This window comes from Dyella subtropica (genome assembly GCF_026283965.1).
Classification (GTDB): domain Bacteria; phylum Pseudomonadota; class Gammaproteobacteria; order Xanthomonadales; family Rhodanobacteraceae; genus Dyella_D; species Dyella_D subtropica.
This window is the reverse complement of record NZ_JAPDPD010000019.1, coordinates 20853-47836: the sequence shown is the minus strand read 5'-3', so window position 1 is coordinate 47836 and position 26984 is coordinate 20853. Positions and strand designations below refer to the sequence as shown.

General features: G+C 63.1%; 17 protein-coding genes. 3 read left to right on the top strand and 14 right to left on the bottom strand.

The window, feature by feature from the left end; all coding sequences use genetic code 11:
• Nucleotides 1-20 precede the first annotated feature (20 nt).
• From OUZ45_RS16170 to OUZ45_RS16160, 3 genes are read right to left on the bottom strand one after another with little or no spacing between them, the layout of a single operon-like run.
• Nucleotides 21-1472, bottom strand: a complete 1452-nt coding sequence (locus OUZ45_RS16170) for an efflux transporter outer membrane subunit (RefSeq protein ID WP_266171177.1) — start codon at nt 1470-1472, stop codon at nt 21-23.
• Nucleotides 1469-4639 carry an efflux RND transporter permease subunit gene (locus tag OUZ45_RS16165; RefSeq protein ID WP_266171175.1) on the bottom strand — a complete coding sequence of 1057 codons (3171 nt, stop codon included), beginning with the start codon at nt 4637-4639 and terminating at the stop codon, nt 1469-1471. The genes OUZ45_RS16170 and OUZ45_RS16165 overlap by 4 nt, the downstream gene beginning before the upstream one ends.
• Nucleotides 4636-5772, bottom strand: coding sequence for an efflux RND transporter periplasmic adaptor subunit (locus tag OUZ45_RS16160; protein ID WP_266171174.1), 1137 nt, complete (start codon nt 5770-5772; stop codon nt 4636-4638). Before OUZ45_RS16160 ends, OUZ45_RS16165 begins: the two co-directional genes overlap by 4 nt.
• 166 nt (nt 5773-5938) lie before the next feature.
• Between OUZ45_RS16160 and OUZ45_RS16155 the strand changes: the two genes are divergently transcribed.
• Nucleotides 5939-6547, top strand: a complete 609-nt coding sequence (locus OUZ45_RS16155) for a TetR/AcrR family transcriptional regulator (RefSeq protein ID WP_266171173.1) — start codon at nt 5939-5941, stop codon at nt 6545-6547.
• Here the strand turns inward: OUZ45_RS16155 and OUZ45_RS16150 are convergent.
• Together OUZ45_RS16150 and OUZ45_RS16145 are read right to left on the bottom strand one after the other, a co-directional pair.
• Nucleotides 6544-6891, bottom strand: a complete 348-nt coding sequence (locus tag OUZ45_RS16150) for a hypothetical protein (RefSeq protein WP_266171172.1) — start codon at nt 6889-6891, stop codon at nt 6544-6546. The two genes, OUZ45_RS16155 and OUZ45_RS16150, sit on opposite strands and share 4 nt — an antisense overlap.
• Nucleotides 6892-7065: 174 nt before the next feature.
• Entirely contained in the window at nt 7066-7401 is a 336-nt protein-coding gene (locus OUZ45_RS16145; RefSeq protein ID WP_266171171.1) for a hypothetical protein, read from the bottom strand.
• Between the two features lie 162 nt (nt 7402-7563).
• On the opposite strand from OUZ45_RS16145, the gene OUZ45_RS16140 reads away from it, so the two are divergent.
• Together OUZ45_RS16140 and OUZ45_RS16135 are read left to right on the top strand one after the other, a co-directional pair.
• Complete coding sequence (locus OUZ45_RS16140) at nt 7564-8130, top strand: RNA polymerase sigma factor (protein ID WP_266171170.1); 567 nt, start codon at nt 7564-7566, stop codon at nt 8128-8130.
• Entirely contained in the window at nt 8127-8588 is a 462-nt protein-coding gene (locus OUZ45_RS16135) for a hypothetical protein (protein ID WP_266171169.1), read from the top strand. Before OUZ45_RS16140 ends, OUZ45_RS16135 begins: the two co-directional genes overlap by 4 nt.
• A gap of 659 nt (nt 8589-9247) precedes the next feature.
• On the opposite strand, the gene OUZ45_RS16130 is transcribed toward OUZ45_RS16135, so the two are convergent.
• The 9 genes from OUZ45_RS16130 to OUZ45_RS16090 form a co-directional block, all read right to left on the bottom strand.
• Nucleotides 9248-11677, bottom strand: coding sequence for a GH92 family glycosyl hydrolase (locus tag OUZ45_RS16130; RefSeq protein WP_266171168.1), 2430 nt, complete (start codon nt 11675-11677; stop codon nt 9248-9250).
• Between the two features lie 52 nt (nt 11678-11729).
• A complete protein-coding gene (locus tag OUZ45_RS16125) occupies nt 11730-13166 on the bottom strand; it encodes a glycoside hydrolase family 125 protein (protein ID WP_266171236.1) in 1437 nt (478 codons plus the stop codon).
• Nucleotides 13166-15826: a beta-mannosidase gene (locus OUZ45_RS16120; protein WP_425601703.1), complete on the bottom strand. Its 2661-nt coding sequence runs from the start codon at nt 15824-15826 to the stop codon at nt 13166-13168. The genes OUZ45_RS16125 and OUZ45_RS16120 overlap by 1 nt, the downstream gene beginning before the upstream one ends.
• Nucleotides 15827-15878: 52 nt before the next feature.
• Nucleotides 15879-17186: an alpha-L-fucosidase gene (locus OUZ45_RS16115; protein ID WP_266171167.1), complete on the bottom strand. Its 1308-nt coding sequence runs from the start codon at nt 17184-17186 to the stop codon at nt 15879-15881.
• A gap of 341 nt (nt 17187-17527) precedes the next feature.
• A complete protein-coding gene (locus OUZ45_RS16110; protein WP_266171166.1) occupies nt 17528-20440 on the bottom strand; it encodes a TonB-dependent receptor plug domain-containing protein in 2913 nt (970 codons plus the stop codon).
• A gap of 82 nt (nt 20441-20522) precedes the next feature.
• A complete protein-coding gene (locus OUZ45_RS16105; protein WP_266171165.1) occupies nt 20523-22745 on the bottom strand; it encodes a glycoside hydrolase family 20 protein in 2223 nt (740 codons plus the stop codon).
• On the bottom strand, nt 22742-23788 hold the full coding sequence (locus OUZ45_RS16100) for a glycosyl hydrolase family 18 protein (RefSeq protein WP_266171164.1): 1047 nt from the start codon (nt 23786-23788) through the stop codon (nt 22742-22744). Before OUZ45_RS16100 ends, OUZ45_RS16105 begins: the two co-directional genes overlap by 4 nt.
• Nucleotides 23785-25428, bottom strand: coding sequence for an alpha-L-fucosidase (locus OUZ45_RS16095; protein WP_266171234.1), 1644 nt, complete (start codon nt 25426-25428; stop codon nt 23785-23787). Before OUZ45_RS16095 ends, OUZ45_RS16100 begins: the two co-directional genes overlap by 4 nt.
• Nucleotides 25403-26962, bottom strand: coding sequence for an alpha-L-fucosidase (locus OUZ45_RS16090; RefSeq protein WP_425601702.1), 1560 nt, complete (start codon nt 26960-26962; stop codon nt 25403-25405). Before OUZ45_RS16090 ends, OUZ45_RS16095 begins: the two co-directional genes overlap by 26 nt.
• Nucleotides 26963-26984 lie beyond the last annotated feature (22 nt).

Genomic DNA, 26984 nt, shown 5'->3' with positions numbered 1-26984 from the left:
TGAAATAGGAAGAGGTGTCGCTAGTGCACACCCTCACCCCGCCCCTCCCCCATCGCCTGAAACAACGCCGCCGTATCCACCAACCGCACCGCCGTAGCCTGAATCTCCGACAGCCGCGCGTTCTGCCACCGCTGCTCACTCACCAACGTCACCGGATACGAAACCGCACCAAGCTTGTACCGCGCCCCCGCATCGGTAAACGACTGCCCTGCCGCCGCAGCCGCCGCCTGCGAAGCCTGCAAGGCCAGCGCATCCTGATTCAAAGCCGTAAGCGAATCCGCGACATTCTGGAACGCGTTCAACACTGTCTGCTTGTATTGCGCCACCGAAGCGTCATAGCTCGCGATCGCAGCCTTGCGTTGCGCCAGCAACGCGCCACCGTGGAAGATCGGCTGCACCAGCCCCGCGCCTACGCTCCACACCTCGCCGACGCCGGTAAACAGCGAAGCCCGTTTGAAGGCAGCGGAGCCGTACGAGGCCGATAGCGAAATACGCGGAAACAGATTGGCCGTCGCTATACCCACTTGCGCCGAAGCCGCATGCACGGCGGCTTCGGCAGCGAGCACATCAGGGCGTTGCTGCAGCAGATCGGAAGGAACGCTGACGGGCACATCGGCCGGCAAGTGCCACTGCGAGAGCGGCAGCACCGCCGGCGCCTGATCCGGCGTGCGTCCCATCAAGGTGGCCAAGGTGTGTCGGGCGCGCTGTGCCTGGGTGCGCAGCGGCGGCAAGTTGGCCTCCAACGCGGCGGCGTTCTGCTGTGCCGACAGCAGATCGTCATGCGATACGGAGCCCAGTCGAAACGACTTCTCGGTCAGCTCAGCCTGTTCGCGCGCCAGCGCGGTCAACCGCTCGCTGGCAGTGACCTGTTCGGCCAGGGCCGACGCATTGACGGCGGCCACCACAATGTTGGCAGCGAGCGCGCGCCGTGCCGCATCCAGCTCATACGACTGCAGATCCACCTGCGCCGCCGCTTCTCGCACGCCATAGCGCGCCGCGCCGAACAGGTCGAAGGTGTAGCTCAGGTTCAACTGGCCGGCATAAACGTTGTAGAGGTTGGTCGGCGGCCCGAACTTGGGGAATCCCAGCGCACGCTGGCGGCTGGCCTGCCCGCCCGCGTTGAGCGACGGCAGCAGGGCTTCGCCGACTTCCGCGCGAAACTGTTGATGCGCGACTTCCAGCGTATGCCTGGCCGCATCCAGCGACGGATTGTTGCGAAGCCCTTCGTCCACCCAGGCATTCAACGTGTCCGATCCGTACTGCCGCCACCAGTCCGGCACCGGGCGCGCACCGAGGCTGAAATGCTGCGCGACGCCGCCCGCCTCCGCACTGACTGCGGGAACGGGTTCGACCGTGTAGCTGCCTGGCGAAGGCGAAGCCGGTGGCTTGGCCGGCGGTGCGAACGAGCAGCCGGCGAGCGTGGTGGCGGCTGCGGCAATAAACGTCAGCCTCATCGTGGTGACATGTTTCATGGTGCAACCTCTCGCGCCGGCTCGTCGGCCCGCACACGGAACCACGCGGCGTACAACGCCGGCAGATAGAACAGCGTCAACACGGTAGCCACGGTGATGCCACCCATCAGGGCGGTCGCCATCGGCCCGAAGAAGTTGCTGCGTAGCAAAGGAATCAGCGCCAGCACCGCCGCGGCGGCAGTCAGCGTGATCGGGCGGAAACGCCGCACCGTAGCGCCGACGATCGCCTCCCAACGTGGTTGGCCAGCATGAATATCCTGCTCGATCTGATCCATCAGAATCACCGAGTTGCGCATGATGATGCCCAGCATGGCGATGGTGCCCAGCATGGCGACAAAGCCGAATGGCTGACCGAACATCAGCAGCGAGGCAATCACACCGATCAGGCCCAGCGGCGCCGTGAGCACCACCATGAAGGTGCGGCCGATACTCTGCAGCTGGATCATCAGCAAGGTCAGCACGGCGATCACCATCAACGGCATCTGCGCGTTGATCGAGCCCTGCGCCTTCTGATTCTGCTCCACCGCGCCGCCCACTTCGATGCGATAACCGACCGGAAGATGGCTGCGCACCTCGTCGAGCTTTTTGTCGAGGGCGTTGGTGACATCGAGCCCCTGCGCGCCATTGCGCGTATCGGCCTGCACATTGATGGACGGCTGACGATCGCGCTCCCAGATCACGCCGTATTCCAGACCGTAGCTGACCTTCCCGAGCTGCCCCAACGGAATGGCTGCGCCGCTCGGAGTCGGCAACGCAAGGCGTTCGATCTGGTCGGGATGGATGCGGTCGTTCTTCGGCGCACGCAGGTCGACCGCAATCAGTTTATCGCGCTCGCGGTACTGGCTCACCGTGGTGCCGGAGAGCGACATGGCAAGGAAACTGGCCACGTCTTGCGAGCTGATGCCGAGCTGTCGCGCCTTGACCTGATCGATCTCGAAACGCACCGAGCGCTCGGCTGGCTCGTCCCAATCGAACTGGACATTGCGCGTGCGCGGGTCGGCGCGCACCACGGCGGCCACCTGATCGGCGATCTCGCGCACCTTGGCGATATCGTCGCCGTTGATGCGGAACTGCACCGGGAACCCGACCGGCGGCCCGTTCTCCAGCCGGCTGACGCGGCTGCGCACCGCGGTAAAGTCGCGCTGAAGTACGCCATCCAGATCACGCGCAAGCGACTCACGCTGCTTGACGTCCTTGGCGGTAATCACGAACTGCGCGAAGTTGGGCTGTGCCAGTTGCTGATCCAACGGTAGATAGAAACGCGGTGCGCCGCTGCCGACGAAGCTGACGTAGTTGGCGATCTCCTTGCGATCCTTGATCACGGCCTCGAAGCGCTTCACCTGGCTCAGGGTCGCCTCGAACGAAGCACCTTCCGGCAGGCGCAGATCGACCAGCAATTCCGGGCGGTCCGAACTGGGGAAGAACTGCTTGGGCACCAGCCCGAAGCCCGCCAGCGACACCACAAACAGCGCCACCGTCAACGTCAGCACCAGGAAGCGGTGCTGCAGGCAGAAATCCAACCAGCCGCGGAAGCGCCGGTAAAACGCGGTGTCGTAGATTTCGATGTCGCCTTCGCGATGCACGATGGCCGCCGCTTTCGCGCTGCGCGCCTCATTCCAGCGACGCGGCAGAAAGCGTGCCCACCATTCCTGCCCGGGTTTGGCGCGCGCATGATGCTCCGGCAGCATGTGATAGCCCAACAGCGGGATCACGATCACTGCGGCCAGCCACGACACCAGCAAGGCGATTGCGGAGACCTCGAAGATCGAGCGCGTGTATTCGCCGGTGCCCGACTTGGCCAGCGCAATCGGCAGGAAGCCGGAGACCGTCACCAGCGTGCCCGTCAGCATCGGGAATGCGGTGCTGGTATAGGCGAACGCCGCCGCGCGCACCCGGCTCCAACCCTGTTCCAACTTCACCGACATCATCTCGACGGCGATGATCGCGTCGTCCACCAATAGCCCAAGCGCCAACACCAGCGTGCCGAGCGACACCTTGTGCAAGCCGATGCCGAACAGTTCCATGCACAGCGCGGTCGCCGCCAGCACGAACGGAATCGAGATCACCACCACCATGCCGGTGCGAAAGCCCAGGCTCAGCAGGCTGACCAGCAGCACGATGCCCACCGCCTCGGCGACGGACTCCAGGAAGTCGTCAACCGAATGCGATACCGCGTGCGGCATGCTGGTGACTTCGGTCAACTTCAACCCAGCCGGCAGGCGCTTCTGCAGCGCGACGGTGGCTGTATCCAGCGCCTGGCCGAGGTGAACCACATCGCCGCCAGGCTGCATGGTGACGCCGATACCCAGCACCGGCTGCGCCATAAAGCGCATCTGCTGGCTCGGCGGGTCGTCATAGCCGCGCCGGATGGTGGCGATATCCCCTAACCGGAACGTCTGGTTGTTGACGCGCAACAAGGTGTTCTTCAGCGCATCGAGATTGTCGAACTGTCCGGTCGGCCGTACAAACACGCGATCGTCCGACGTGATCAGCACTCCGGCCGCCGCCACTGCGTTCTGCTGGTTGATCGCCTGCGCGATCTGCTGCGGGCTGATGCCGAGCTTGGACAGCTTGGCATTGGGGATCTCGATAAAGATGCGCTGATTCTGGTCGCCAATGAAATCGACCTTGCCCACACCGGACACACGCAGTAGTTCGGCACGCAACTGATCTGCGTAGTCGTGCAACTGCGCCTGGGTGAAGCCGTCGCCTTCGAGCGCGTAGATATTGGTGTAGACGTCGCCGAACTCGTCGTTGAAGAACGGCCCCTGCACGCCCGGCGGCAGCTGCACCGCCATGTCACCGACTTTTTTGCGCACCTGGTACCAAGTATCGGGCACGCTGGAGGCCGGCGCCGAATCCTTCACGTTGAAGAAGATCAACGACTCGCCAGGGCGCGAATAGCTGCGCAGGAAATCGATCGATGGTGTTTCCTGCAGCTTGCGCGAGATGCGGTCGGTCACCTGCTCCTGCATCTGTTTCGCATCGGCGCCCGGCCAGAAGGTCTGGATCACCATCACCTTGAAGGTGAACGGCGGGTCTTCCGATTGCGACAGCCGGCTGTACGACAACATGCCGAACAGCGCCACCATCACCATGATGAAGAACACCAGCGATTGGTGACGCAGCGTCCAGGCCGAAAGGTTGAAACGTCCCTCCTCGTTCATAGCGGCGCATCCTCGGGATGCGGCGGTGCGATCGGCGCAACCTTTTCGCCAGCGGACACGGCATGCACGCCCTGCATCACCACGCGCTCGCCAGCGTGCAGGCCGGTGTTGACCAGCACATCACGCTCGCCGTAACGCAGGATGGTCACTGGGCGCAGTTCCAGCGTGGAATCCGCAGGCCGCACGACCCAAACGGCGGGCCGGTCGCCTTGATGGAATAGCGCTGTGGCAGGAATACGCACGCCGTCGCCCGCGCTCGACTTGGCCGATAGCGAGACCTCGGCCGTCATGCCCAGACGCAGCTGCTCGCTCGGCTCGTCGAGTGCGAGCTTGACGCGATAGGTGCGCGCCTGCGGGTCCGCGGCCGGAGCGATATCGCGCACATGGCCGGCAAGACTCTTTCCGGGCAAGGCCGACACGCTTACCCCACCCACCTGCCCCACCGAGATACTGGCGAGGCGATCTTCCGGCACGTCGAAGAAGACGTCGCGATCGCCCGACCAAGCGAAGCCGAACACCGGCTGGCCAGCCGCCACGACCTGCCCCACCTCAGCCTGTTCGCTGGTGATGCTGCCATCGCGGTCAGCCACCAGCGTGGTGTAACGCGACTGATTCTGCGCCAGCGCGAGTTGCTGCTTGGCCTGATCGCGCGCGGCGAGCGCCGCGGCGAAGGCGTCGTGCGTCTGTTCGAGCTGAAGCTGGCTGATGAGATTCTGCTTGGCCTGCGCGTCGTCGCGATCGCGCTGCTGCGTGGCAGAGACCAAACGGTGCTCCGCCGCCTCCAGCGCCGCCTGGGCCGACGCTTGCGTCTTGGCCGCATCGGCGTCATCCAGTTTCGCCAGCGCCTGCCCTTTCTTCACGGCATCACCCAGCCGCGCATAGCGCGCCGTCAGTTGCCCGGCCACGCGGAACGACAACGGCATCTCATAGCGCGCATGCACCTCGCCGGGAAACTGCGCCACCACCGCGCCATCGGATGCCTTGACCGGCAGCGCGATCACCGGGCGCGCGGTCTCGGCCTGCGGGGCCTTGCTGCTGCACCCAGCCAACGTGGCCAGCGCAGCCACGGAAACGAACAACCAAAGATGCCGGGGAAAGCGGCCGCTCGATGCGGGGGGATCACGGTAAGTCACGAGCCACTCCTGGAGGGGGTACGGCAACGGGAAGCGCGATCGGCAGTCAGTCAGGGAAACCGGCTGCCGCCGGGTGGGATTCAGCTGCGGACATTAATCCATACTTGTATACAAATACAACACTGTATCCAAATGAAGGTTTGACTTGCCGTGCTACGATAAGTACATGCCCCGTAAGCGACTCACCCGTGAAGAAAGCCGTGACCTGACCCGCCAGCGCCTACTCGACGCGGCGGCCGTCATCATTGCGAAGAAAGGGGTGGCCGCCGCCAGCGTGGAAGACATTGCGGCCCACGCCGGCTATACCCGCGGCGCGTTCTATTCGAACTTCGATAGCAAGACCGATCTGTTCATCGCGCTGCTGAAGCGCGATCACGACGACATCCACCTGAAGCTGCAGCAGATCCTGGATGCAGGATTGCCGGTGGAGGACATCCAGAAGCATCTGGCGCTGTTCTATATCCAGGCCTACCGCGACAGCAGCAACTTCGTGCTGTGGGCCGAAGCCAGGCTGCATGCGCTGCGCGACGCCAAGTTCCGCGCGCGATTGAACGCCCTGTGCCTGGAAAAGCGCGACGTGATCGCCTATTTCATCACGCAGTTCTGCAGCGTGATGAAGACAACCCCGCCTGCCCCACCCGCCGACCTGGCTTTCGGCACCATGGCGCTGATCGACGGCATGCGCTTCTTCAATGCCAGCATGCCCAACGAATTGACCGACGAGAAGGCGCAGGCGGTGCTGAGCGCCATATTCAGCGCGACGTTCTTTCCTTAGAGCCTGTAGCCCACCCCAAGCCGATACTGGTGCCGGCTGCACACATCAAAGTCGCGCACCACCACCACGCGACCGTCCATCAGCACCGTGCGGAAATCGTGAAGGCAATCACTACCGGCCGGCCCTGCCTTCATGGCGGTGATCTCGATGGTGAAGGCCACACCGTATTCCGGCGGATCGCGGCGCATATCCAGCGTCACCCACCGTCCGCTGCCGGCCGGCGCGACAGCGAACGAAGCGACGCCGCTGCGCATACCGTTTAGGACCTCGACCGCATGGACGGACTCGGCCGGTGCAACCGCCGGCAAACTTGCGAACAGAACGGCAAAAGGTAATAAGCGCATATCGGTTTCCTCGCTTGAATGGGGCGCAGGAAGGCACTCGCCGTCATCGTTCGATGTCGGCGCCTCGGTTTGGGTTGAATTGAAGGCGCGAACGCGCCGACGGGCCGCGCCGCCGCAGACACAACAGACTTAGATCAAGAGCAGACCTTGACCCAACGCAGGCCCGCGGGCAACTCAGCCGATGCGTCGCGCGATCGTGAAGAACACAAGATTGCCTAGACCGATGGCGCCAGTCATGACGGCAATCATGCCGGCGTTGATATCGGTCCATCCGGCGAGCTGAGTCACCCCGAAGCCAAACGCGGCAAACACCAACACGATGCCCCAGCGCAGCGAAGCTTGGCGGTGCCGCTGCTCCTCGCCCAGCAGGATCGACTGGATCAGTTCCGCAGAACCGCCCGTGCTGAGCATCTTGATGCGCACCCGGGCATCGACCAGCAACTTGATCGCATAGGTGACGCAGATAAATGCTGCGAACGGCAACAGTATGCCTAGTACCTGCTTGTCCATCTCACTCTCCTCGATGGATCGGTCATGATCCTGTTGGAGGAATAGATACGGGCTAGCGGGTAACGGTTGCAGCCGAGGCAGAAGCCCCATCCGATATGTTCTTCCGCCGTGCAACCGTTTACCTTGCACACGTATCCATCCCGTCATGGAATCCATTCGCTCATGACCTCGGACCGTGTCCTGGTCGACGCTGTGCTGGCGAACGCGCCTGGCGCGTTCGAGCGGCTGGTGCGCGAGCATCAGGCGCTGTGCTGGCACATCATCTACCGCATGGTCCGCCACCCCGAGGATGCGCGCGAACTATGCCAGGACACCTTCCTGCGCGTGCACCAGAACCTGCATCAATACCGCTATGAAAGCGCATTGAAATCGTGGGTCGGGCGCGTGGCCTATTCCATCGCTTTGCGCCATCTGGAGCGCAAGCGCATCACCGTGGCCGAAGCCGCGGAAGATAACGACGAGCCTTCCCTGCTGGAAAACATCGGCGACGGCTTCGATCTCGAAGCCGCTTATGCCGATACCGAGATGGCATCGCATCTCCACGCCGCCATCGAAACACTGCCGCCCCTGCAATGCGCCGTGCTGACGCTCTACCATCTCGATGAACTATCCATCCCCGAGATCACCGAAATCACCGGACTCGCCGCCGGCACGATCAAGAGCCACCTGTTTCGCACTCGCCTGCGTCTGCGCGAACTGCTGGAATCCCGGATAGGAGCACCCACATGAACCACGATCCGCACCAGCCCGACAACGACGCGATCGAACGCGAATGGCAAGCCCAGGAACGCGCATGGCGTGCCGAACGACTCGGCCTGGATACGAACGGCGACGCCCACCTGCTGCGCTACCGCCTCGTGGCACACGCACTGCGCCAACCGCTGGACCAGCAGCTGCCATTGGATTTCGCTCACGACGTCGCCGCCCTGGCCCACGCACAGGCTCGTCGTCATAAAGCCGCCGATATGCGCATCGAAAAGGCCCTGAGCTACGTCTTGCTCGGCATCCTGATGATCGCACTGGTCGCCCTCATCATTGCGCACGGCCACGAATGGCTTCGTGCCAGCGAAGCCGTGCTACCCCCACATATGCTCAGTAATCCGTGGCTGCTTATGCTCGTGGGTTGCGTGGTGTTGTCGCGTGTACTGGAAAAATTCTTGCCGGCGCGTTTGCCTACGTCTCGCTGAAAGCTAGTCCTGATTGGCGTCGTATCTCAGCTGTGCGCACTGTTCTCCTCCCCTTGCTTGCGACGCAGAGCTAGTCCCGTGGGGCAGGGGGAGGCCGGGAGGGGGTGAACCCTTGCGAAAACCTCTCCCGAAACGCTTTCTCAAGCACTCCCCCCTCCCCAGCCCTCCCCTGTCCCACGGGACTAGCTCTGCGTCGCAAGCAAGGGAGGGAGCAGAAGCAAAAGCGATGCGTCAGCGAGCCCGTGACGGGTCCCCCTGTGCAGCGGTGAGGGCTGGACGATCAGGCCCCGAAGGGGGCATCGACAGGACGTCGATGCCTTTTCGACACGACAGGGACGTCGTGTCGAAAAGCCCGGCCAGACCTCACGGACTCGGAGGGCGAAGCCCGCAGAGCGCGGAACCGGGGTGGCCTCTCTTTTGGTTACTTTTCTCTGGCCAAACAGAGAAAAGTGACCCGGCCTCCGGCAGGAGGACGGAACACGCCGAAGGCGACCAGAACGCGATAACGCGACAACCGAGCGACATCGCACTGGGTGATTCGCTTCGCTCACCCCTCCGGGGCCGGCCTACGCCGGGGCGACGACAGTGAGAGGTTATCCCGAGCACCCGCCCCTCACCCCAACCCTCTCCCCAAGGGGGGAGGGAGTAAAGGCCTGCGCTCAGGCAGACACACCAAAAGCTGGCGGCCGATCCCCCGGCGCCGAACCAAACTGCTTGTTCGGCTCCTTGCCCATGTGGAACGTCAACGTGCCACCCGCCGCAAGCTCCTTATGGCTGATCCAGCTCCTGCTCCAAGGCTTGCCGTTCCAAAGCACCGACTGGATATACGGACTATCCGGACCATTGCCGATCGCCTCCACGATCAAACGGTGCTCGCCCATCTGGACCTCAGCGCGATCGACCAGCGGACTGCCGAACACATAGTTGGTACTGACCGGATCGACGGCATACAAACCGAGCGCGCTGATCACATACCAGGCGCTGATCTGGCCGCAGTCCTCATTACCGGCAAGGCCGTCGGGCTGCGCCTGGTACATGGTCTCCAGCAGCATGCGCACCCGCGCTTGGGTCTTGTAGTGCGACCCGGAGTAGGCATAGAGATAAGCCACGTGATGGCTCGGCTCGTTGCCATGCGCGTATTGGCCGACCATACCCGCGATATCCGGCGGTGCATCTGCAGGCAGTTCGGAGCTGGTGTTGAACAGCTCGTCGAGCTTGCGCTCGAACGCCTGCTCGCCGCCGAACAGATCCATGTAGTGATACAGGTCGTGCTGGTTGAGGAAGGTCGCCTGCCACGCGTTCGACTCGGTGAAATCGCGCCATTGCTTGGAGTGCCCCATGCCGCGCGGATCAAACGGCTCCAACCACTTGCCGTCGCTGCCGCGTGGACGCGTGAAGGCGAGCGTTTTGTCGAACACATTGCGGTAATTTCGCGAGCGCTCGCGCAGTTTCTTGGCATCGTCGGCAGCGCCAGCAGCATCCGCCAGATGCGAGACGGCCCAGTCGTCATAGGCGTATTCCAGCGTCTTGCTGACCGCCTCCCCTTCCTTGTCGCTCGGGATGTAGCCCAGCTTGCGATAGAGCGGCAGACCTCGATAGTCGTCGTCCATTGCACGGTTGCGGAACAGCGGCCACGCGCGTGCATGGTCAACGCCGGTGAAGCCCTTGGCGACGGCTTCGGCAACAACGACGGCCGAGTGGTAGCCGATCATGCAGCCGGTTTCCACGCCCTGCAGCGGCCACACCGGCGGACCATCCGGGCTCTCTGCCGCCATGCGGATCAGGCCGTTCACCAGGTCGGGCACGCGCTCGGGCTGATATAGGGTGAACAGCGGATGCAGCGCGCGGTAGGTGTCCCATAGCGAATAGGTGCTGTAGTTGTGCGCGCCTTCGGGAAGCTGATGGACGGCCAGATCCATGCCGCGATAACGGCCGTCGACGTCGCTGAACAGCGTTGGCGCCAGCATGGTGTGGTAAAGCCCGGAATAGAACATCTTCCTGACGTCTTGCGATGGCGTATCGATACGGATGCGACCCAGCTCGCGCTCCCAGCTCTCCGCCGCCGTCTTGCGCACACCGTCGAAATCCCATCCCGCGATCTCGGCATCAAGGTTGCGCAAGGCGCCATCGATATCCACCGCCGAGATGCCCACCTTCACCAGCAGGGGCGCCTTGTTGGCGTGGGTGTAGTGCAGTGCGGCCTTGAGGTGGGTGCCCTTGGCTTCTTTGGCCGAGCCGGCCACTGGCGCGTCATCGCTGTAGAGCGTGGCGCTGTCGAACGGGCGCGACAGTTTCATCGCGAAGTAGATGTGGCGGCCGTTGGCCCACTGATGCACGCGCCGGCTGCCGACCAGGGTGTCGTTACCGACCAGCTTGAGTTCCGCGTCGGTGACCTTGGTCGGCGTGGCGGGATCGTCGCGGTAGCCATGCGCCAGGTCGACCAGCAGATGGCCGTCGCCCTGGCCATGGAAGGTGTAGCGATGCAGGCCCGCGCGCAGGGTGGCGGTGAGTTCGGCGAGGACGTCATAGTCCTTCAGCCGCACGCGGTAATAGCCAGGCTGCGCCTGCTCGTCAGCGCGATCGTAGCGCGAGCGGTAGCCGCGCTCGGTTGACGCCTGCGACGGCACCGGCTCGTTGGATGGCGGCACGCCGTCGTAGCGCGAGCGATAGTTGGTGCCCTTGTACTCGCGATCGCCCGGCTGCAAGCGCACCGGACCGGTACACGGCATCACCAGCACGTCGAGCATGTCGCTGGCGCCGGTGCCGCTCAGATGGGTGTGCGAGAAGCCCATGATCGAGCCGTCGCCTTCGTGGTAGCCGGAGCAAGCATCCCACTGCGCGTTATAGGTGTCCGGGCTGAGCTGGACCATGCCGAACGGCATCGTCGCGCCGGGATAGGTGTGGCCGTGCCCACCAGTGCCGACGAACACGTCGACGTAGCGCGATACACCCGTCGCCGCATCCGCCACGCCACCTGTGGGCGATGCGCCCGCGGCCTGCGCGGTCGAGATGCCGGTGAAAGGACCAAGCCGGTTGCCCAGCAGGGCCGCGGCCACTGCGCCTTGCAGGAAACGCCTGCGTGTCACCATGGGTTGTGCTCCGGTAGAGGATCGGAAAGGAAGAACATGTCGGGAACCTGGCTCACGCGCGCAACAACGCGGGGCGGTGTTCCGCTAGTCCGACGATGAGTTCGCCGAACAAGGTGTTGGCCCAGGCGAACCACTCGCGAGTGAAGTGCGCGGGGTCGTCCTGGTCGAACGATTCGTGCATGAAGCCGGTGCCGGCGTGGGTGGTCTTCAACCAGCGCAGGCATTGGCGGATCTCGTCATCGTCGCGGCTGGTGAGCGCGCGCATCATGATCGACATCGGCCAGATCATGCGCAGCCCTTCATGCGGACCGCCAATGCCTTCGGCGGCTTTGCCGGCGAAGAAGTACGGGTTGTGCGTACTCCAGGCGAGCGAGCGCGTGCGGCGATAGCGAGTGTCGTCAGGCGCGCAGCAGCCCAGATAGGCAAGGCTGCTCAGGCCCGGTGCATTGGCGTCGTCCATGAACAGCTGGTTGCCGTAGCCGTCGACTTCGTAGGCCCAGATCTCGTTGCCTTGCGCGTCGTGCATCACGCCGTACGCCTGCACGGCGCGCTCCACTTCGGCAGCCAGTGCCTCGCAGTCTTCAGCGCAAGCGTGATCGTCAAACAACGCCCGCATCATCGGCGCAAGATCGCGCAACGCGCGCACGGCGAACAAGTTGCCTGGAATGAATAACGGATACAGGCAGGCGTCGTCGGAAGGTCGGAACGCCGAATGGATCAGGCCGACCGAACGCGTGGGATTGCCATAGCCACCGAGGAACTGGCTTTCCGTCGGCACTTCCGAGCGCCGCTGAAAATGGTAGGGCCCAGGCCCATCCTTGCGTTGCTGCTCGCGGAACGTCGCCACCACTTTGTGCATGGCCGCGCGCCAGTCCTCGTCGAACGGCTGCCGATCGCCGGTCGCCTTCCAATAGCCGCTGGCCAGGCGAATCGGATAGCACAGCGAATCGATTTCCCATTTGCGCTCGGCCACGCCGGGACGCATGTCGGTCACGTCGTCTACCGCCCAATGCAAACTGGTCTTGGCCTGCGGGTCCGGCATGAAGGCATTGGCGTACGGATCGATGGCGATGCACACGGCATGGCGCCGGATCAGTCCGCGGAACAACCGCTGCAGCGCCTCGTCGTGCTTGGCCAGCGGCACATACGGCCATACCTGCGCCGACGAGTCGCGCAACCACATCGCGTCGATATCGCCAGTCACCACAAAGGTGTCGGGCTTGCCGCGCAGGCTGCCCAGTTCCACCGTGGTATCCAGCGTGTTGGGAAAGCAGTTCTCGAACAACCAAGCGAGTTCGGGATCGGCGATGCGCGCCTTGGTTTGTGCGATCAGGCGCTCTACCGCCGGGCTGGTGAACTTGCGTTTGCCGGGCGGTGGCCGCTTGCTGACGAAGCCCTTGGGTGCCGCCCACGCCAGCGGCCCCATCCCCAGCGCCGCGCCACCGGCGGCGAAGGACATCAGCTTCAGCATCGAGCGCCGCGAGGCCATCATTGTTTCGTCTCCTTCGACTTGGTCGCGTCGGCCAGCGAACGGAGATGCAGTGCCTTGCGCAGCTCGTCCGCGTGCGCTTTGCTGGTCACCTGCAACTCGACCTTCTCGCCGGGTAACAGATCGAAGGCGTTGTCGGAGAGCGTCGCGTCGAGCGAGCCGAAGTCGATCCACACTTCGCGAGCCAAACGCTTCGCGCTCACGCTCAACACCAGGCCATGCCCGTTGTCGCGCAGCTCGGCTTGAAGGCCGGGATCAGGCAGCTGCAGCTCGATGGCCGGATCGACGAACAGCAAGTGACGGGAAACTGGCTTGCTCGCCTCGCTCAGCTCGAACACCGCAAAGCTGCGATGCGGATCGGCGCCGTGCAGCAAGTCTGCGTCGCTCAGCTCAGCCACTCGCGTGCTGGCAAGTTCTGGCACGTGCACGGATTCGGTGTGCTCGTGCACGAGCTTTCCATCCATACCCATGACGCGCGTGCGCAGCTGCGCATCGAACGGTGTCGTGCGATCGGAAATCAGAAACACTTCACTGCGGCCATCACGGCGAATCGGTGCCACGCGCACCGGCGCATAGAAGCGGCGCGCATGGAACTGCAACGCTTTCCACCGCCCAAAATAATCCACGCTCGACCACGAAGCGCCCGGCCACACATCGTTCAACTGCCAGTACAACGACCCCATCGCCTGCGGGCGGGTGCTGCGCAAGTGTTCCGCCGCCAGCTCGATGCCTTCGGCCTGCATCACCTGACTGAGGTAAACGAAGGATTCGAAGTCCTTCGGCTCGCCATAGTATTTCCGGATATAGAACAGCAAACGATCGTTGCCATCGCCGTTGGCGAATTTCTGATGCGCACGCATCACCGGGGAGTTTGGCGACAGGTCGGCTTCGTCGGCAAAAGCCTTGACCGTCGCCATCACCGGAAACGACTGCAAGCCGTATTCAGACTGGAAGCGCGGCGTGCTGGTGAGGTAGTCCTCGATCGGCTTCGAACCGGACCACACGCTCCACGAATGGTAGTCGCCGTTATCGAGTTGGTTGGCCTCCCCTTCGTAATCGGTACTGGGCGAGCTGGCCCAGTACGGTACGTCGGGTGCGTATTGATGCACCACATTGCGCAACGTCTCGCCGAACAAGGTCTTCATGCCCTGCTCCACGCGCTCGCGTTCGGCCGGTGCGATGGACTGCATGAACTTCTTGCGATCCGGCCAGGATTCCCAACCCGTCTGCACTTCGTTGTTACCGCACCAGAGCACGATGCTGGGATGATCGCGCAGGCGGGTCACCTGCTCGGTCGCCTCGATGCGGGTGTTCTCTCGGTAGGCTTCGTCATAGGGCGGAATGGCGCCACCGAACATGAAGTCCTGCCAGATCATCAGGCCCAGCTTGTCAGCCATCGCGTAGAACGCATCGCTCTGATAATGGCCACCGCCCCACATGCGCAACATGTTCATGTTGGCGTCGTGGGCGGACTGCAGGATCTGCTGCATGCTTTCGTCCGTGACACGCGCAGGAAAGCTGTCGAACGGAATCAGGTTGGCGCCTTTGGCGAACATCGGGACGCCATTGACCACGAACGCGAAGCTCCTGCCCCACTGATCCTTCTGGCGACGCAGCTCCACGCTGCGCAGGCCGGTATCGCGTTCGGCACTCGCAAGCTCTTTGCCGCCAGCGCTGAGCTGTGCGCGGAAGTGATACAGATTCTGCGGACCGTAACCCGTCGGCCACCAGCGCTGCGGCTGTTCGATACGAATCGGCACGCTGAGCGCGTTGTCGCCTTTCGTCAGCGACACCTCTTGTGACACATCGCGCTGGCTTCCATCGGGCGCGGTCCAGCTCAGCTGAAGTTGCGCACGGCCCGCCTGATCGGCGTGAACATTCAGCTGCGCCTGCAGCTGTGCGGTTTCGGCATCGACGTGTTGCTGAGCGACATGGAAATCGACCAGCCGCAGGCGATCCCAACTCTCCAGCCGCACCGGCTGCCAGATGCCGGCGGTGAGATAGCGCGGCCCCCAGTCCCAGCCGTACTGGTAATTGGCTTTGCGCACGTAATTAGACGTCTGTTTGCCCTTGGGCTCGTCACCAAATGCCGAATCGAATTCGCCCGGCAGCGCATAGGGCTGTTTGAGCAACCACGGCAGGAGCCGTGCGATCGGCGAATGCAGCTCGACCTGCAAGCTGTTCTCGCCGGCATGCAGCAGGCCCTTCACCGGAACCCGCCAGCTTCTGAACATGTTGTCGGCCGCCAACAGCTTGCGGCCATTGAGCGATACATCGGCAAAGGTATCGAGCCCGTCGAAGACCAATTCCACATGATCGCGCTGCAAGGTCGCAGCATCGACCTTGAACGACAGACGATAGTCCCAGTCCGTCAGGCCGATCCATTGCAGCTTGGCTTCGTTGTCCCGGAAGAACGGATCGCCGATGAGGCCGGATGCCAGCAGGTCGGTCTGCACGCTTCCCGGCACGCTGGCTTTGCGCCACGGCAACGCCTCCTGGTGTGCCTTGGCGGCCTCCGAGTGTGGCGCCAGACGGAACTGCCAACCGTCATCCAGCGATTGCTTCACCAGCGAATCGGCGAACGCCTGGCCGCCGGCCAACATGAGGACGGCGGCCGCCCAACCTCGCCATGCCCTCACCCGCTGTTGCGCTTTTGGCATGAAATCCGTGTCGTTATGCATGGTCTTGGGATGTCCGTGGCATGCGTGATGTTCAATGAACGCCAGTGTTGAATAGCTGGAACTCGCGAATGTGTGCCGCACCGGCGCTGGACAAAATGTTGAGGCGCACCCGCTGCGCCGTCACCGCCGGAAACGCGTCGATCTTCATGTGACCGATGGCTTCGGCCTGGGCAACAGCCTTCCAAGCGTGCCCGTCCCAGATCTCTACCGCATACTTGCGAATGTGCTGGCCCGCGTCGAGCCATTCCATGCTGAGCACGCGATCGAACGTAACCGGGTGGCCCAGATCGACTTCAAGCATGGCGTTGTGCGAACCCTCGGGCGCGGACCAGAACGTATCGCGATCGCCATCCAGCGCCTTCGCGGTGTTGGGATCGGCCGACGCGTGCTTGAGCACCAAATTGCTGGCCGCCCCATAGCGCGCCTGCAAGGCCTTGCCGAAAGCCTCTAGCCGAGCCACGTCGGCATCGGGCAAGAGACCATGGCGATCGGGTGCGATGCCGAGCATCAACTGCCCACCGCGCCCCACACTGTTTTCCCAGATCTCCATCAACTCATCGACGCTCTTGAGCGTGGACTCGTCATTTGGATGCCAGAACCAGTGCAGCTTGTGCAGCGGCGTATCCACTTCCACCGGACGCCAGCGCTGATAACCGTGGCGATCGATCACATTCCAGTTCTCACCGCGAATATGTCCATCCTCCGTCCCCACCCAGCGAATGTCGCCGTACTCGAACAACGCCATATCGGCGAACACCATGGCGTTGGACTGATAGGTGCGCAGCTCTTCCAGGTATTTGGGGAAATCGTAGACGTGACCGGCGCTGCCGGCACCGTCCAGCCACCATTCCGTCAGCGGCCCATAGTTCTGTACCAGCTCATCCATCTGGCCCAGGTAATACTGGTCATAGGCTTTGGTATTGGCATAACGCGGCTCATGGCGATCCCACGGCGACAGGTAGATGCCGAACTCCATCCCTTCTTTGCGTGCCGCGTCCGATGCCATGCGCACCAGGTCACCCTTGCCGCCGAGCCAGGGACTGCTCTTGACCGAATAGTTGCTCTGGTCGGTAGGCCATAACGCGAAACCGTCATGGTGCTTGGCGACCATCACCATGTACTTGGCACCGGCTGCGCGGCTGGCGCGTGCCCACTGCGCCGGATCGACGCGATCGGGATTGAATACTTTGGGGTCGGCTTTGCCGTCACCCCATTCGCGATCGAGGAACGTGTTGGTGCCGAAATGGACGATCACGCCGAATTCGAGGTCTTGCCAATGCGTTTGCTGGGGCGAGGGTTGCATCTCCGCGGCGTTCTGCGCGGAGATGCTTCCTGACATCACGACACAAGCGCAAGCCAACAGCATGCTAGGGAGGCTGGGTGAGAACTTCGGCATGCTGTGGCTTCCTCGCTGCTTGTTACAACGCTTACTTGGAGTCTGCACCAAGGGCTTACCCCTCCCCAGCCCCTGAGGTATCCCCACGTTTTGAGCCGTCATTCCGGCGCAAGCCGGAATCCAGTAAAAGTGCCGTGCGAAGCACTCAAAACAGTTTTGTGTGCTTCGCACGGCTTATTAAAACTGGATCCCGGCCTTCGCCGGGATGACGAGCAAAAACCTACCTCGTGCCGCAGGGGGAGGCCGGGAGGGGGTAAGCCCTTGCGACACCCTTCACATCACCATCAGTCGAGCTTGTATTCCAACTGCAGCGATAGCTCACGACCGTTGTAGTTCGCACCATTCAAGGTCGGGATGAACTCGAAGCCACCCGCGTAGTACGGGATCGAGCCGATCTTGTCGAAGATATTCGACACGGTCAGGCCCAGCTTGAAACGCTCGGTGAAGCGATAGCCGATCGTGGTGCTGTAGGTGATCCACGCCGGGGTGTGGCCCTTGTAGATCACACATTGCGGATCGCCCATGCCCGGCGTAATGCCATTTGGCAGCACTTCGCAGCCGCCGTAATGCGGAGCACGCACGCCACCTTGGCGATCGCCATACAGGGTCACGTCCCACGGGCCTTGCCGCCAGTTCGCCGTAGCACGCGTCCTGGTCGCCACGCGGTCATAGCGGGTATTGAGCAGCGGATCGTTGGCGTACTTGCGCAGCTTGTACGAAAGGTTGTCGGTCCAGTCGACGGCGAAGTTGAAGTTGCCCCAGTCCTGCGTCTTCAGGCGATAGGTGACGTTCGCGTCGACGCCGCTGACGTAGAGCTTGTTCTGGTTGATCGGGCCGGTGTAGACGGCGGTGACGTTGCCCTGACCATCGCGGATCACGTTGGCGATGATCTGCTTGCAGTACTCCGAGCCCTGCTGGTGCAGGGTGTACGGGGCGCCGCCCACCTGCAGGCCGGTGCGGCAGCCTGCTTCGTCCTTCAGCACGGTGTCCTGGTCCACGTTGTCGATGGCGTTGTCCACGCCCATGTGCCAGTAGTCGGCCGAGACCGACAGGCCTTCAACCCCAATGACGTCCCACACGAAGCCGTAGGTCCATGCGTGGCCTTGCTCCGGCAGCAGATTGCGACCGCCAGCGGCGTGCAGCGTGTAGTAGCTGCTGTGCTGGGTGGCCTGACAGGCCGACTGGTTGGCCGCAATGCACTGGTAGTAGTCGGAATAGATGCCGACCGTCGACTGCGAGTCCTGCTTGTACAGGTACTGCATGTCTGGCGCGTGGAAGTTGGTGCCGTAGGTGCCGCGCAGCAGCAGGCCCGTGACCGGACGCCATTCGACCGACGCGCCCCAGGTCTTCGCCACGTCGGCGCTGCTGGCGTCGTGGTACTTGTCCAGGCGGCCGGACACCGACGCGGTCAGGGTCGAGGTCAGCGGGATGCGGAACTCGGTGCCCGCGGACAGGCGCGTGCGCGTGCCGCCGCCGGCGTTGTAGTCCTGGAACGGGTCGCTGAAGCCGGCGTTGTTGCCGCGCGCATCCGGCGTGAGCTTGTAGCCCTGGTGGTTGGCTTCCAGCACGCCGGCGAAGCCGACCGGGCCGGCCCACAGGTTGAACAGGTCGCCGGTGACATTGACCGAGCCCTGATCCATCCACGACACCGCGGTGTTCTCGCCGCCCACGCCGAAGCTGCGGTAGTCCGCCGGGCTGATCGGGTTCCAATAGCGTTGCTGGTTGATCACATACACCGGATAGGCGGTGCCGCCCACCGTGGTGGTGCCCAGCTGCGGCCCGAAGAAGAAGTTGAACATGCCCTGTTCGTTGAGGCCGGTGTACGACTCGCGCACGATGTACTTGGCATGGCCGACATTGACGTCCCAGTTGAAGCGGCCGTCCAGCACGGTGCCGCGCAAACCGGCGTGCAGGTCCCAGTTCTGCTCCACGTCGTGGGTATTGCCGTAGGTGCCCATCTCCCCCGGGGTCAGCTGGCGGAAATAATTGGTGATCACCTGTCCCGAGGTCTGGTCATAGAAAGACCCCAGCGCCCCCGGCGTGCTGCCGGCATACGGATAGAGGAACGGCAGCTGGGTGTTGGACACGCCGGTGGTGCCCCAGTAGCCGACCGAGCCGTAGGCCTGCAGGCTGTTGCCGAAGTCGTAGGTGCCGGCGATGTAGGCATCCTTGTCGTCGCGGCCCGGGGTCAGCACCCAATTGCCGAACAGGGCGTTCTGCGCGCAATACGAGCCGTTGTCGGTGATATTGGTCGGATCGACCGTATTGCCGTTGGTGGCCACGGTCTGCTGGTGATAGAGCTTGAAGTTGTTCTTGAAACCGCCCTGCGTACAGGCGCCGGCCGGCGGCGCGATGTAGTTGCCGTTGATGTCGTTGAGCGACAGGCCGGTGTACTGGCGGTAGCCGAACATGCGCGCGTTCTGATCCCAGGTGCCGTAGCCGGCGTCGCCGTCGGAGTCGGTGTAGGGACGGTCGCGGCCCCACAGCGGGGTGCGGTGGCTACGCTCCAGGTTGTAGACGATGTTCCAATGCTCGCCGGACTTGCCGCCGACGAAGTTGAAGTCGGCAAAGTCGCGACCACCGCGCTTGGAGGTGCCCACCTGCACCTTGATGTCATCGCCCTGGTAATTCTTTTTCAGGATGATATTGACCACGCCGGCGATGGCGTCGGAGCCGTAGATCGCCGAGGCTCCCGTCGCCAGGACCTCGATGTGGTCGATCATGCCAGTCGGGAGGTTGTTGTAGTTCTGGAAGTTGGTCTTGCCGCTGGCCGGCATCGGGTAGTCGGTCACGCGAAGGCCGTTCACCAGCATCAGGCTGCGGTTCGAACCCATGTTGCGCAGGTTGAGCTGGCGCGCATTGACCGAGGTGCTGCCCCATGTAGGTGCCGTCTCAGCGATACCGGCCTGGGTGATCGAGTTCATCACTTCGTAGACGGTGGTGAAGCCCTGCGCTTTGAGTTCGTCGCCGGTGATGACGTTGACCGGGGCGGGGCCCTCGACCTCCGTACGCGCGATGCGCGAGCCGGTCACCACGACTTTTTCCAGCGTGGCCGCTTTCTTATCGGCAGCGGGCGGCGTCTGGGTGGATGCGTCCTGCGGCGCAGCCGCGGATTGCGCGTAGACACCAAGCGGCGAGAACAGAGCGATCGCGAGCGCGTTGGTGATCGCACGACGACGTAATGCAACTCGTAACATGACAGAACTCCCCATGGATGATGGCCTCCCTAAAGGCAGATGTAACTGAAACCGCATCTAGTTGTACAAAGCAGCCCGAACCTCAGCGCACGAGAATCTCGTCCGCAAAGGTCCAGGTTTGACGACCGTCCAGCGAGGGGCGCCGCGTCATTTCGACACGGACATAGCGCGCACTGAACGGCTGCGCGGCGGAATACGCCACGCGTTGAACTTGCACTTGGCTTTCGGCCGCGGCCGGCGCCGGCTTCGAGGTCTGCAACGACTGCCAATGCACCTGGTCGTCCGAGACCGAGAAACTCACCTCCGACGGCCACCACACCCACGACTCGGCCTGCTGCAACACGCCGATGCTGATGTCGTGCATTTCGGTGACCTGTCCCAGGTCGACTGTGAGGCGTGGATCGACTTCCTCCCAGCCCATCCAGGCACCGTCATGAAAATCGTTGCTGCCCAGCACGCCGTCGGTCATCGCGGTGGCGCTGTTCTTGGCGTAGGTCGGGCTGGGTTGCTGCTCGTACTGAACCGGCTTACCGAAGGCGAGATTGCGGCTTAGCTCAAACGTGCGCGAGTGATCGTAGGCATGCCCACGGCGGAACGGCGTCACGCGGAGCGTGCCCGGTGCCTTCACCTCCAGCGCGTCGGTGAAGGACGGCGATGACGATGTGGGTTCACTGCCGTCGGTGGTGTAGTGAATCCGCAGATCGTCGAAACCGCGCTGTGCGCGCAGCTGCCAGCCGTCGTGCTGCGCGTCGAGCGACAGGTCGTAATCGACCACGTTGCGGCCTTCCGGACCATAGGCAACGTTCCATGCATCCAGCCGCGGATACTGCGCGCGCAAGCGCTGCTGGAAATCCGCGAAGCCTGCGTCGTCCGGCTTGCCACCCTTCCACAGGCGGTCGGCGAAGGCCAGCAGCCGCGGGTAGAGTTTGGCTTCGGCATTCGACGGGTCGGCACGCTCGCTCCACAGCGGCGCCTCGGCACCAAGCACTTGTTCGCGATGCGCCACATAGTCGGCGTCGCCGAGCGGGTCGGTGCGGTAGACACCTTCCACAGTCAGCTTCAGCAGGGGCGAGTCCAGGTAATACGGACCGGCGTTGATGATGCGGTTGCCATTGGCCAGCGCCTTGCGGCCCTCGGTCTCGCCGCGCCAGACCTCGATGACGGCCGAGCGATCCACCCCGCCTTCAAGGATCTCGTCCCAGCCGATCATGGTCTTGCCCTTGCCGGCCAGACAAGTCTGGATGCGCTTGACGAAATAGCTCTGCAGGCCCGCCTCGTCCTTGATGCCGAGTTTCTGCTTCAAGGGTTCGCAGGATGTGCAGTTGGCCCAGGCGCCGGCCGGCACTTCATCGCCGCCGATATGCACGTACGGCGCCGGGAACAGCGGAATGATTTCGTCGAGCACGTCCTGCACGAAGGTGAAGGCCGCTTCGTCGCCGACGCAGTAGACGTCCTTGAACACGCCCCAGCCGGTGGGTACCGGGATCGGCTTCTTTGCGCAGGAAAGCTCAGGGTAGGAGGCGATCGCCGCTGAGCTGTGGCCCGGCATCTCGATCTCCGGAATCACCATGATGTTGCGCTTGCGCGCGTACTCGACGATGGAACGGATCTGGTTCTGCGTGTAGAACCCGCCGCTGCGGCTGCCGTCGGCCTCGGTGCGCCAGGCGCCCACTTCGGTCAGCTTGGGGTATTTCTTGATCTCGATGCGCCAGCCCTGGTCCTCGGTGAGATGCAAGCGGAAGGTATTGAGCTTGTAGTAGCTCATCAGGTCGAGCTGCTTCTTGATGAAGGCGACCGGGTAGAAATGCCGGCCCACGTCGAGCATGTGGCCGCGATAGACAAAGGCCGGCGCGTCTTCGATCCGCACCGCAGGAATGGAAGCGCCGCCCTGCCCGGACGGCTCCTGCGGCATCAGTTGGCGCAGCGTCTGCACGCCCCAGAACAGGCCCTTGTCGTTGGAAGCGCTGAGAGTGATGTGTTTCGGTGTCACCGTAAGGCGATAGGCTTCGTCGCCGCGCACGGAGGGGTCGATGCGCAATGCGATGCGCGCGTCGTCGCTGTTCGCCTGCTCGGGCACCGTCACGCCAGTCTGTTCGCGAATAGCAACGCGCAGGAAGCCAGCGATCTCCTGCGAGCGCGCATCGGCGGGCGCGTCGATCGTGGTGTGCCGATCCAGCACGAAGCGACCTTCGCGCTGTTCGAGATGCTGCGGGTAGGGAATCAGCGAAAGCTCCGCATGGGCGAAGCTTGCCGACATCAGTGCGAACACGCCTAGCAGCACGCGTCCTTTCATACGCTTGATCATCGCTGTGCCTCCGGCAGTTCGTCCCACACCTTGGGGTCCTCGGCACCGAGCACCCACGCGCAGAAACCTTGCAAGTCGTACTTCTTCACGACCTCGTAGCGATCGCGGAAGGCGTGGGCATCCGGCAGGAACACCCATTCGCGCATGCCGTCGCGATAGAAGTAGAACCAGGACTCGTGCTCCACCGGGTCCCACTGAAGCGAGGCGCCGAACTGCTTCGCCAGCGGAAACGATTCGTCAGCGTCGATGTAGCTGGCCGAGATATTCGACGACTCCTTGCCGTCTTCCTTCACCGGGTTGCCGGCGAACCAGTGATAGCCGTACAGCGCAATACCGAGCGAGAGCTTCTCCTTGGGCACGACTTTCAGCGCGTACTCCAGGTGCTCCATGGTCCACGGCATGCCGGCCACCGGACCCGGCGTGGTCCAGCGCGTGTGCTGGTCGTAGGTCATCAGGCAGACCAGATCCAGCGACTGCGCCAACGCTTTCAGGTCATAGGCGCCGCGCCAGTATTCCCACATCCACTTGGCAAACGCGCCATTGCCGGCATAGCCCGGCGCGTTCGGCACCACCGCCATCGAAAGCTTCAGCCCGTGCTTGTGCAGCGCGTCGGCGGTCTGCTTGGTCAGCAGGGTCAAGGCGTCGCGGTCGGTCCAGGCGATGTTCTCGAAATCGAACTGGAATCCGGTGAAACCGTATTGCTTCGCCTGCTCGATCAACGAGGCGATCATGGCCTTCTTGGCCGTCTCGTTGCCGAGCAGCTTGTGGAACTTCTCACGCTCGCCATTGGCCGACACGATCGGCATCACTGGCACGCGGTGCTCTTTGGCGGTCTTCAGCACATAAGGATTCGGCTGACCGGAGACCAGGCCGTTCTCGTCCACGCCGTACCAGGTGGGAACCAGCACGTCGATCTTGTCGGCATGGGCGACGAAGGAGTCGATCGATTTCTGCGACCCCATCAGATAGAACATCGCGCTCGGCGCTTTGGCGAACAGGTTTGGCGATGCAATCAGCAGACACAACAGGAGCAGGCGCTTCATCGTGCCGCGCCTTGTGACTGAGCCAGCTCGATGCGTAGCACGTACGCGTACTCACCCACCGGCTGAGCCGGCAAGGTCAGGTGCAGGCCATCGTCCTTCTGCTGCCACGGCACCGGCTTGCCATCCGCCACGAGCTGCACCGAGCGCACGCCATCGGCGGCCTTGATCGCATGGATCACCGCCTTACCGTCTTTCGGCCAGCCCAGCTCGATCGCGTACAACTTGCCGTTGCCGGTGGTGAAGCGGAAATCTTCGGCGGTATAGGGTTTGGTCTTGGTGTCCTGGAAAGTGCCACCGACGGTTTCGGTGGGGCCTTCGCCAAACTGCCGCCACGGCTTGCTGCCGTAGATGGCCTCGCCGTTGACTTTCAGCCAGCCACCGATATGGCACAGCACATCCTGCGCGCCTTGCGGGATAACGCCATCCGCGCGTGGGCCGATATTGAGCAACAAGTTGCCGTTCTTGCTCACCACATCCGCCAGCAGATGGACGATGACCTGCGGCGATTTGTAGGTGTCGTTCTCGATGTAGCCCCAGGAGTCGTTGCTGATCGAAGTATCGGTCTGCCAGTGCGTGGGATGGATGCCGGTGAGCTGGCCGCGCTCGACATCCAGCACGCCGGCACCATCGGCGAACTCACCGAACTTGTAATTGACCACCACACCGCGCGCCGCGCCTTCGTTGTAGTAGTAGGCGAGCATCTTCGGCAGCGAATTGCGGAAGGTCGGGTGGCCGATCCACCAGTCGAAATAGATCAGGTCCGGGTGGTAGTCATCGATCAGCTCGGTGGTGCGCGCGAGCCAGTCGTCCAGCCAGGCCTGGGAGACAAAGGTGAAGTCGCCGGAAAGCACGTCACTGTCCGGCCCGCTCATGCGCAGCTGCGCTGGGCCGTAGAACTCGGCGTAGCGCGGGTCGTTCACATCCGACGCGAACTCGCGGCCGTTACCCATGAACCAGTCGTGCTCGGCACGATGCGAAGACAAACCGAAGTGCAGGCCTTCTGCACGAATCGCCTTGGACAGCTGGCCGATCACGTCGCGCTTCGGCCCCATCTTCACCGCGGTCCAGTCGCTCAACCGCGAGTCGTACATGGCGAAGCCGTCGTGATGCTCAGCCACCGGCACCACATAGCGCGCACCGGCCTCGTGGAACAATTTCGCCCAGGCGGCCGGATCGAAATGCTCGGCCTTGAATTTCGGGATGAAGTCCTTGTAGCCGAATTGGCTTTGCTGGCCGTAGGTGGCGACGTGGTGGGCGAACTCCTTGCTGCCCTGCACGTACATGTTGCGCGAGTACCACTCGCTGCCGAATGCAGGCACCGAGTACACGCCCCAATGGATGAAGATGCCGAACTTGGCGTCGTCATACCACGTGGGCGAGCGGTAGGCCTGCAGGGAGGCCCAGTCGGGGCGGAACGGACCGGTGGCATCGCCCTTCTCGACTTTGTCGAGCAATGCGCGGCGCTGCGGCTCGAATTTTGCGCTGGCTTGCTGCCAGGCAAGATCGTTTTGTTGGGGGCTTTGCGTTTTTGCGGTGGGTGCTGTGGCGGCCTGCGCGCCAACACAAGCAAATATCAGTGCAACACTCAGCGCAGCGCGCCCAACAGACAGGCTCTTACTGCAGTTCGATGCGATACGCATAGGCATGCAGCCCCTTGGGTGACTTAGGCAAAGTGAGGTGCAGGCCATCCGCCTGCTGCTGGAAAGCGACGCTGGCACTGGTGGCCAGCAAGATGACTTTGCTCACGCGCAGGTCGGCGCCGATGGCATGGATCACCGCCTTGCCATCCGCCGGCCAGCCCAGCTCGATCGCATAGAGCCGCCCTTCTTTGCTGGTGAAGCGGAAATCCTGCGCGGTGTAGGGCGCGGTCTTGCTGTCCTGCATGGTGCCCGCCGCGACCTGGGTCGGGCCTTCGCCGAAACGGGTCCATGGACGCGTGCCGTAGATCGCCTCGCCATTGGCGCGCATCCACTCGCCGATGGACTGCAGGATGTTCTGCGCCGGTGCCGGGATGCTGCCGTCGCCTTTCGGGCCGATGTTCAACAGCAGGTTGCCGTTCTTGCTGACCACGTCGGCCAGCAAGTGCACGATCTCTTCGGGGGTCTTGTAGGTATCGCCCTCGACATAACCCCAGGAGGCCTGGCTGATCGAGGTCTCGGTTTGCCAGGGTTGCTGCCGAATGTCCGCCGCCTGCCCGCGCTCGATATTCAACGTACCGCTGCTCGCGCGCATCGCGTCGAGTTTGTAATTGAGCACCACAGGCTGGCCGCGCGCCGCCGACTGGTTGTAGTAGAACGTAGCGAAGTTGGCCAAGGCGCCGCGAAAGCGCTGTTGCCCGACCCACCAGTCGAAATACATCAGGTCCGGGTGGTAGTCCTGCACGATCTCGGCCGAGCGCGCGAGCCAGTCGTCCAGATAGGCATCCGACACGAAGGTCCAGTCGACGTCCTTGCCATCCTCGCCTTTCGCGCCCTGCAGTGGATGCGCAGGACCGTACAAGGCCGCGTAACGCGGATCGTTGACGTCGGAGTCGAAGCGACGGCCGTATTCGAAGAACCAATCGTGTTCGGCGCGATGCGAAGACAGGCCGAGCTTCATGCCTTCGGCGCGAACGGCCTTCGCCAGTTCGCCGATGACATCGCGATGCGGCCCCATCTTCACCGCCGTCCAATCGCTCAGCCGCGAGTCGTACATGGCGAAGCCATCGTGGTGCTCGGCCACCGGCACTACGTAGCGCGCGCCTGCGGTGCGAAACAGCTTTGCCCAGGCCGCTGGATCGAAATGCTCGGCCTTGAAGCGAGGGATCAGATCCTTGTAGCCGACTTGCGGCATCGGTCCATAGGTGTCGACCTGATGCTGGTAGTAGTTGGCGTACTCGCCCTCGCGCTCGTACATGTGGCGCGGGTACCACTCCCCCTTGTACGCCGCCACCGAATACACGCCCCAATGGATGAAGATGCCGAACTTGGCATCGCGGTACCAATCAGGCGTGCGATACGCGGTCAGCGATTGCCAATCCGGTTGAAACGGTCCGCGCCCGACCTGCGCGTCGACCTGTGTAAGCAGCGCCTGTCGCGCGCTGTCGTAGCGGCTGTTGGCCTGCCGCCATTGCTGTTCGATCTCACGGGAGTCCGGCGTGCCGGCCATGGCCGCCGCACCGAACAGGAATAGCATCACGCAGGCCACATCGACGCGG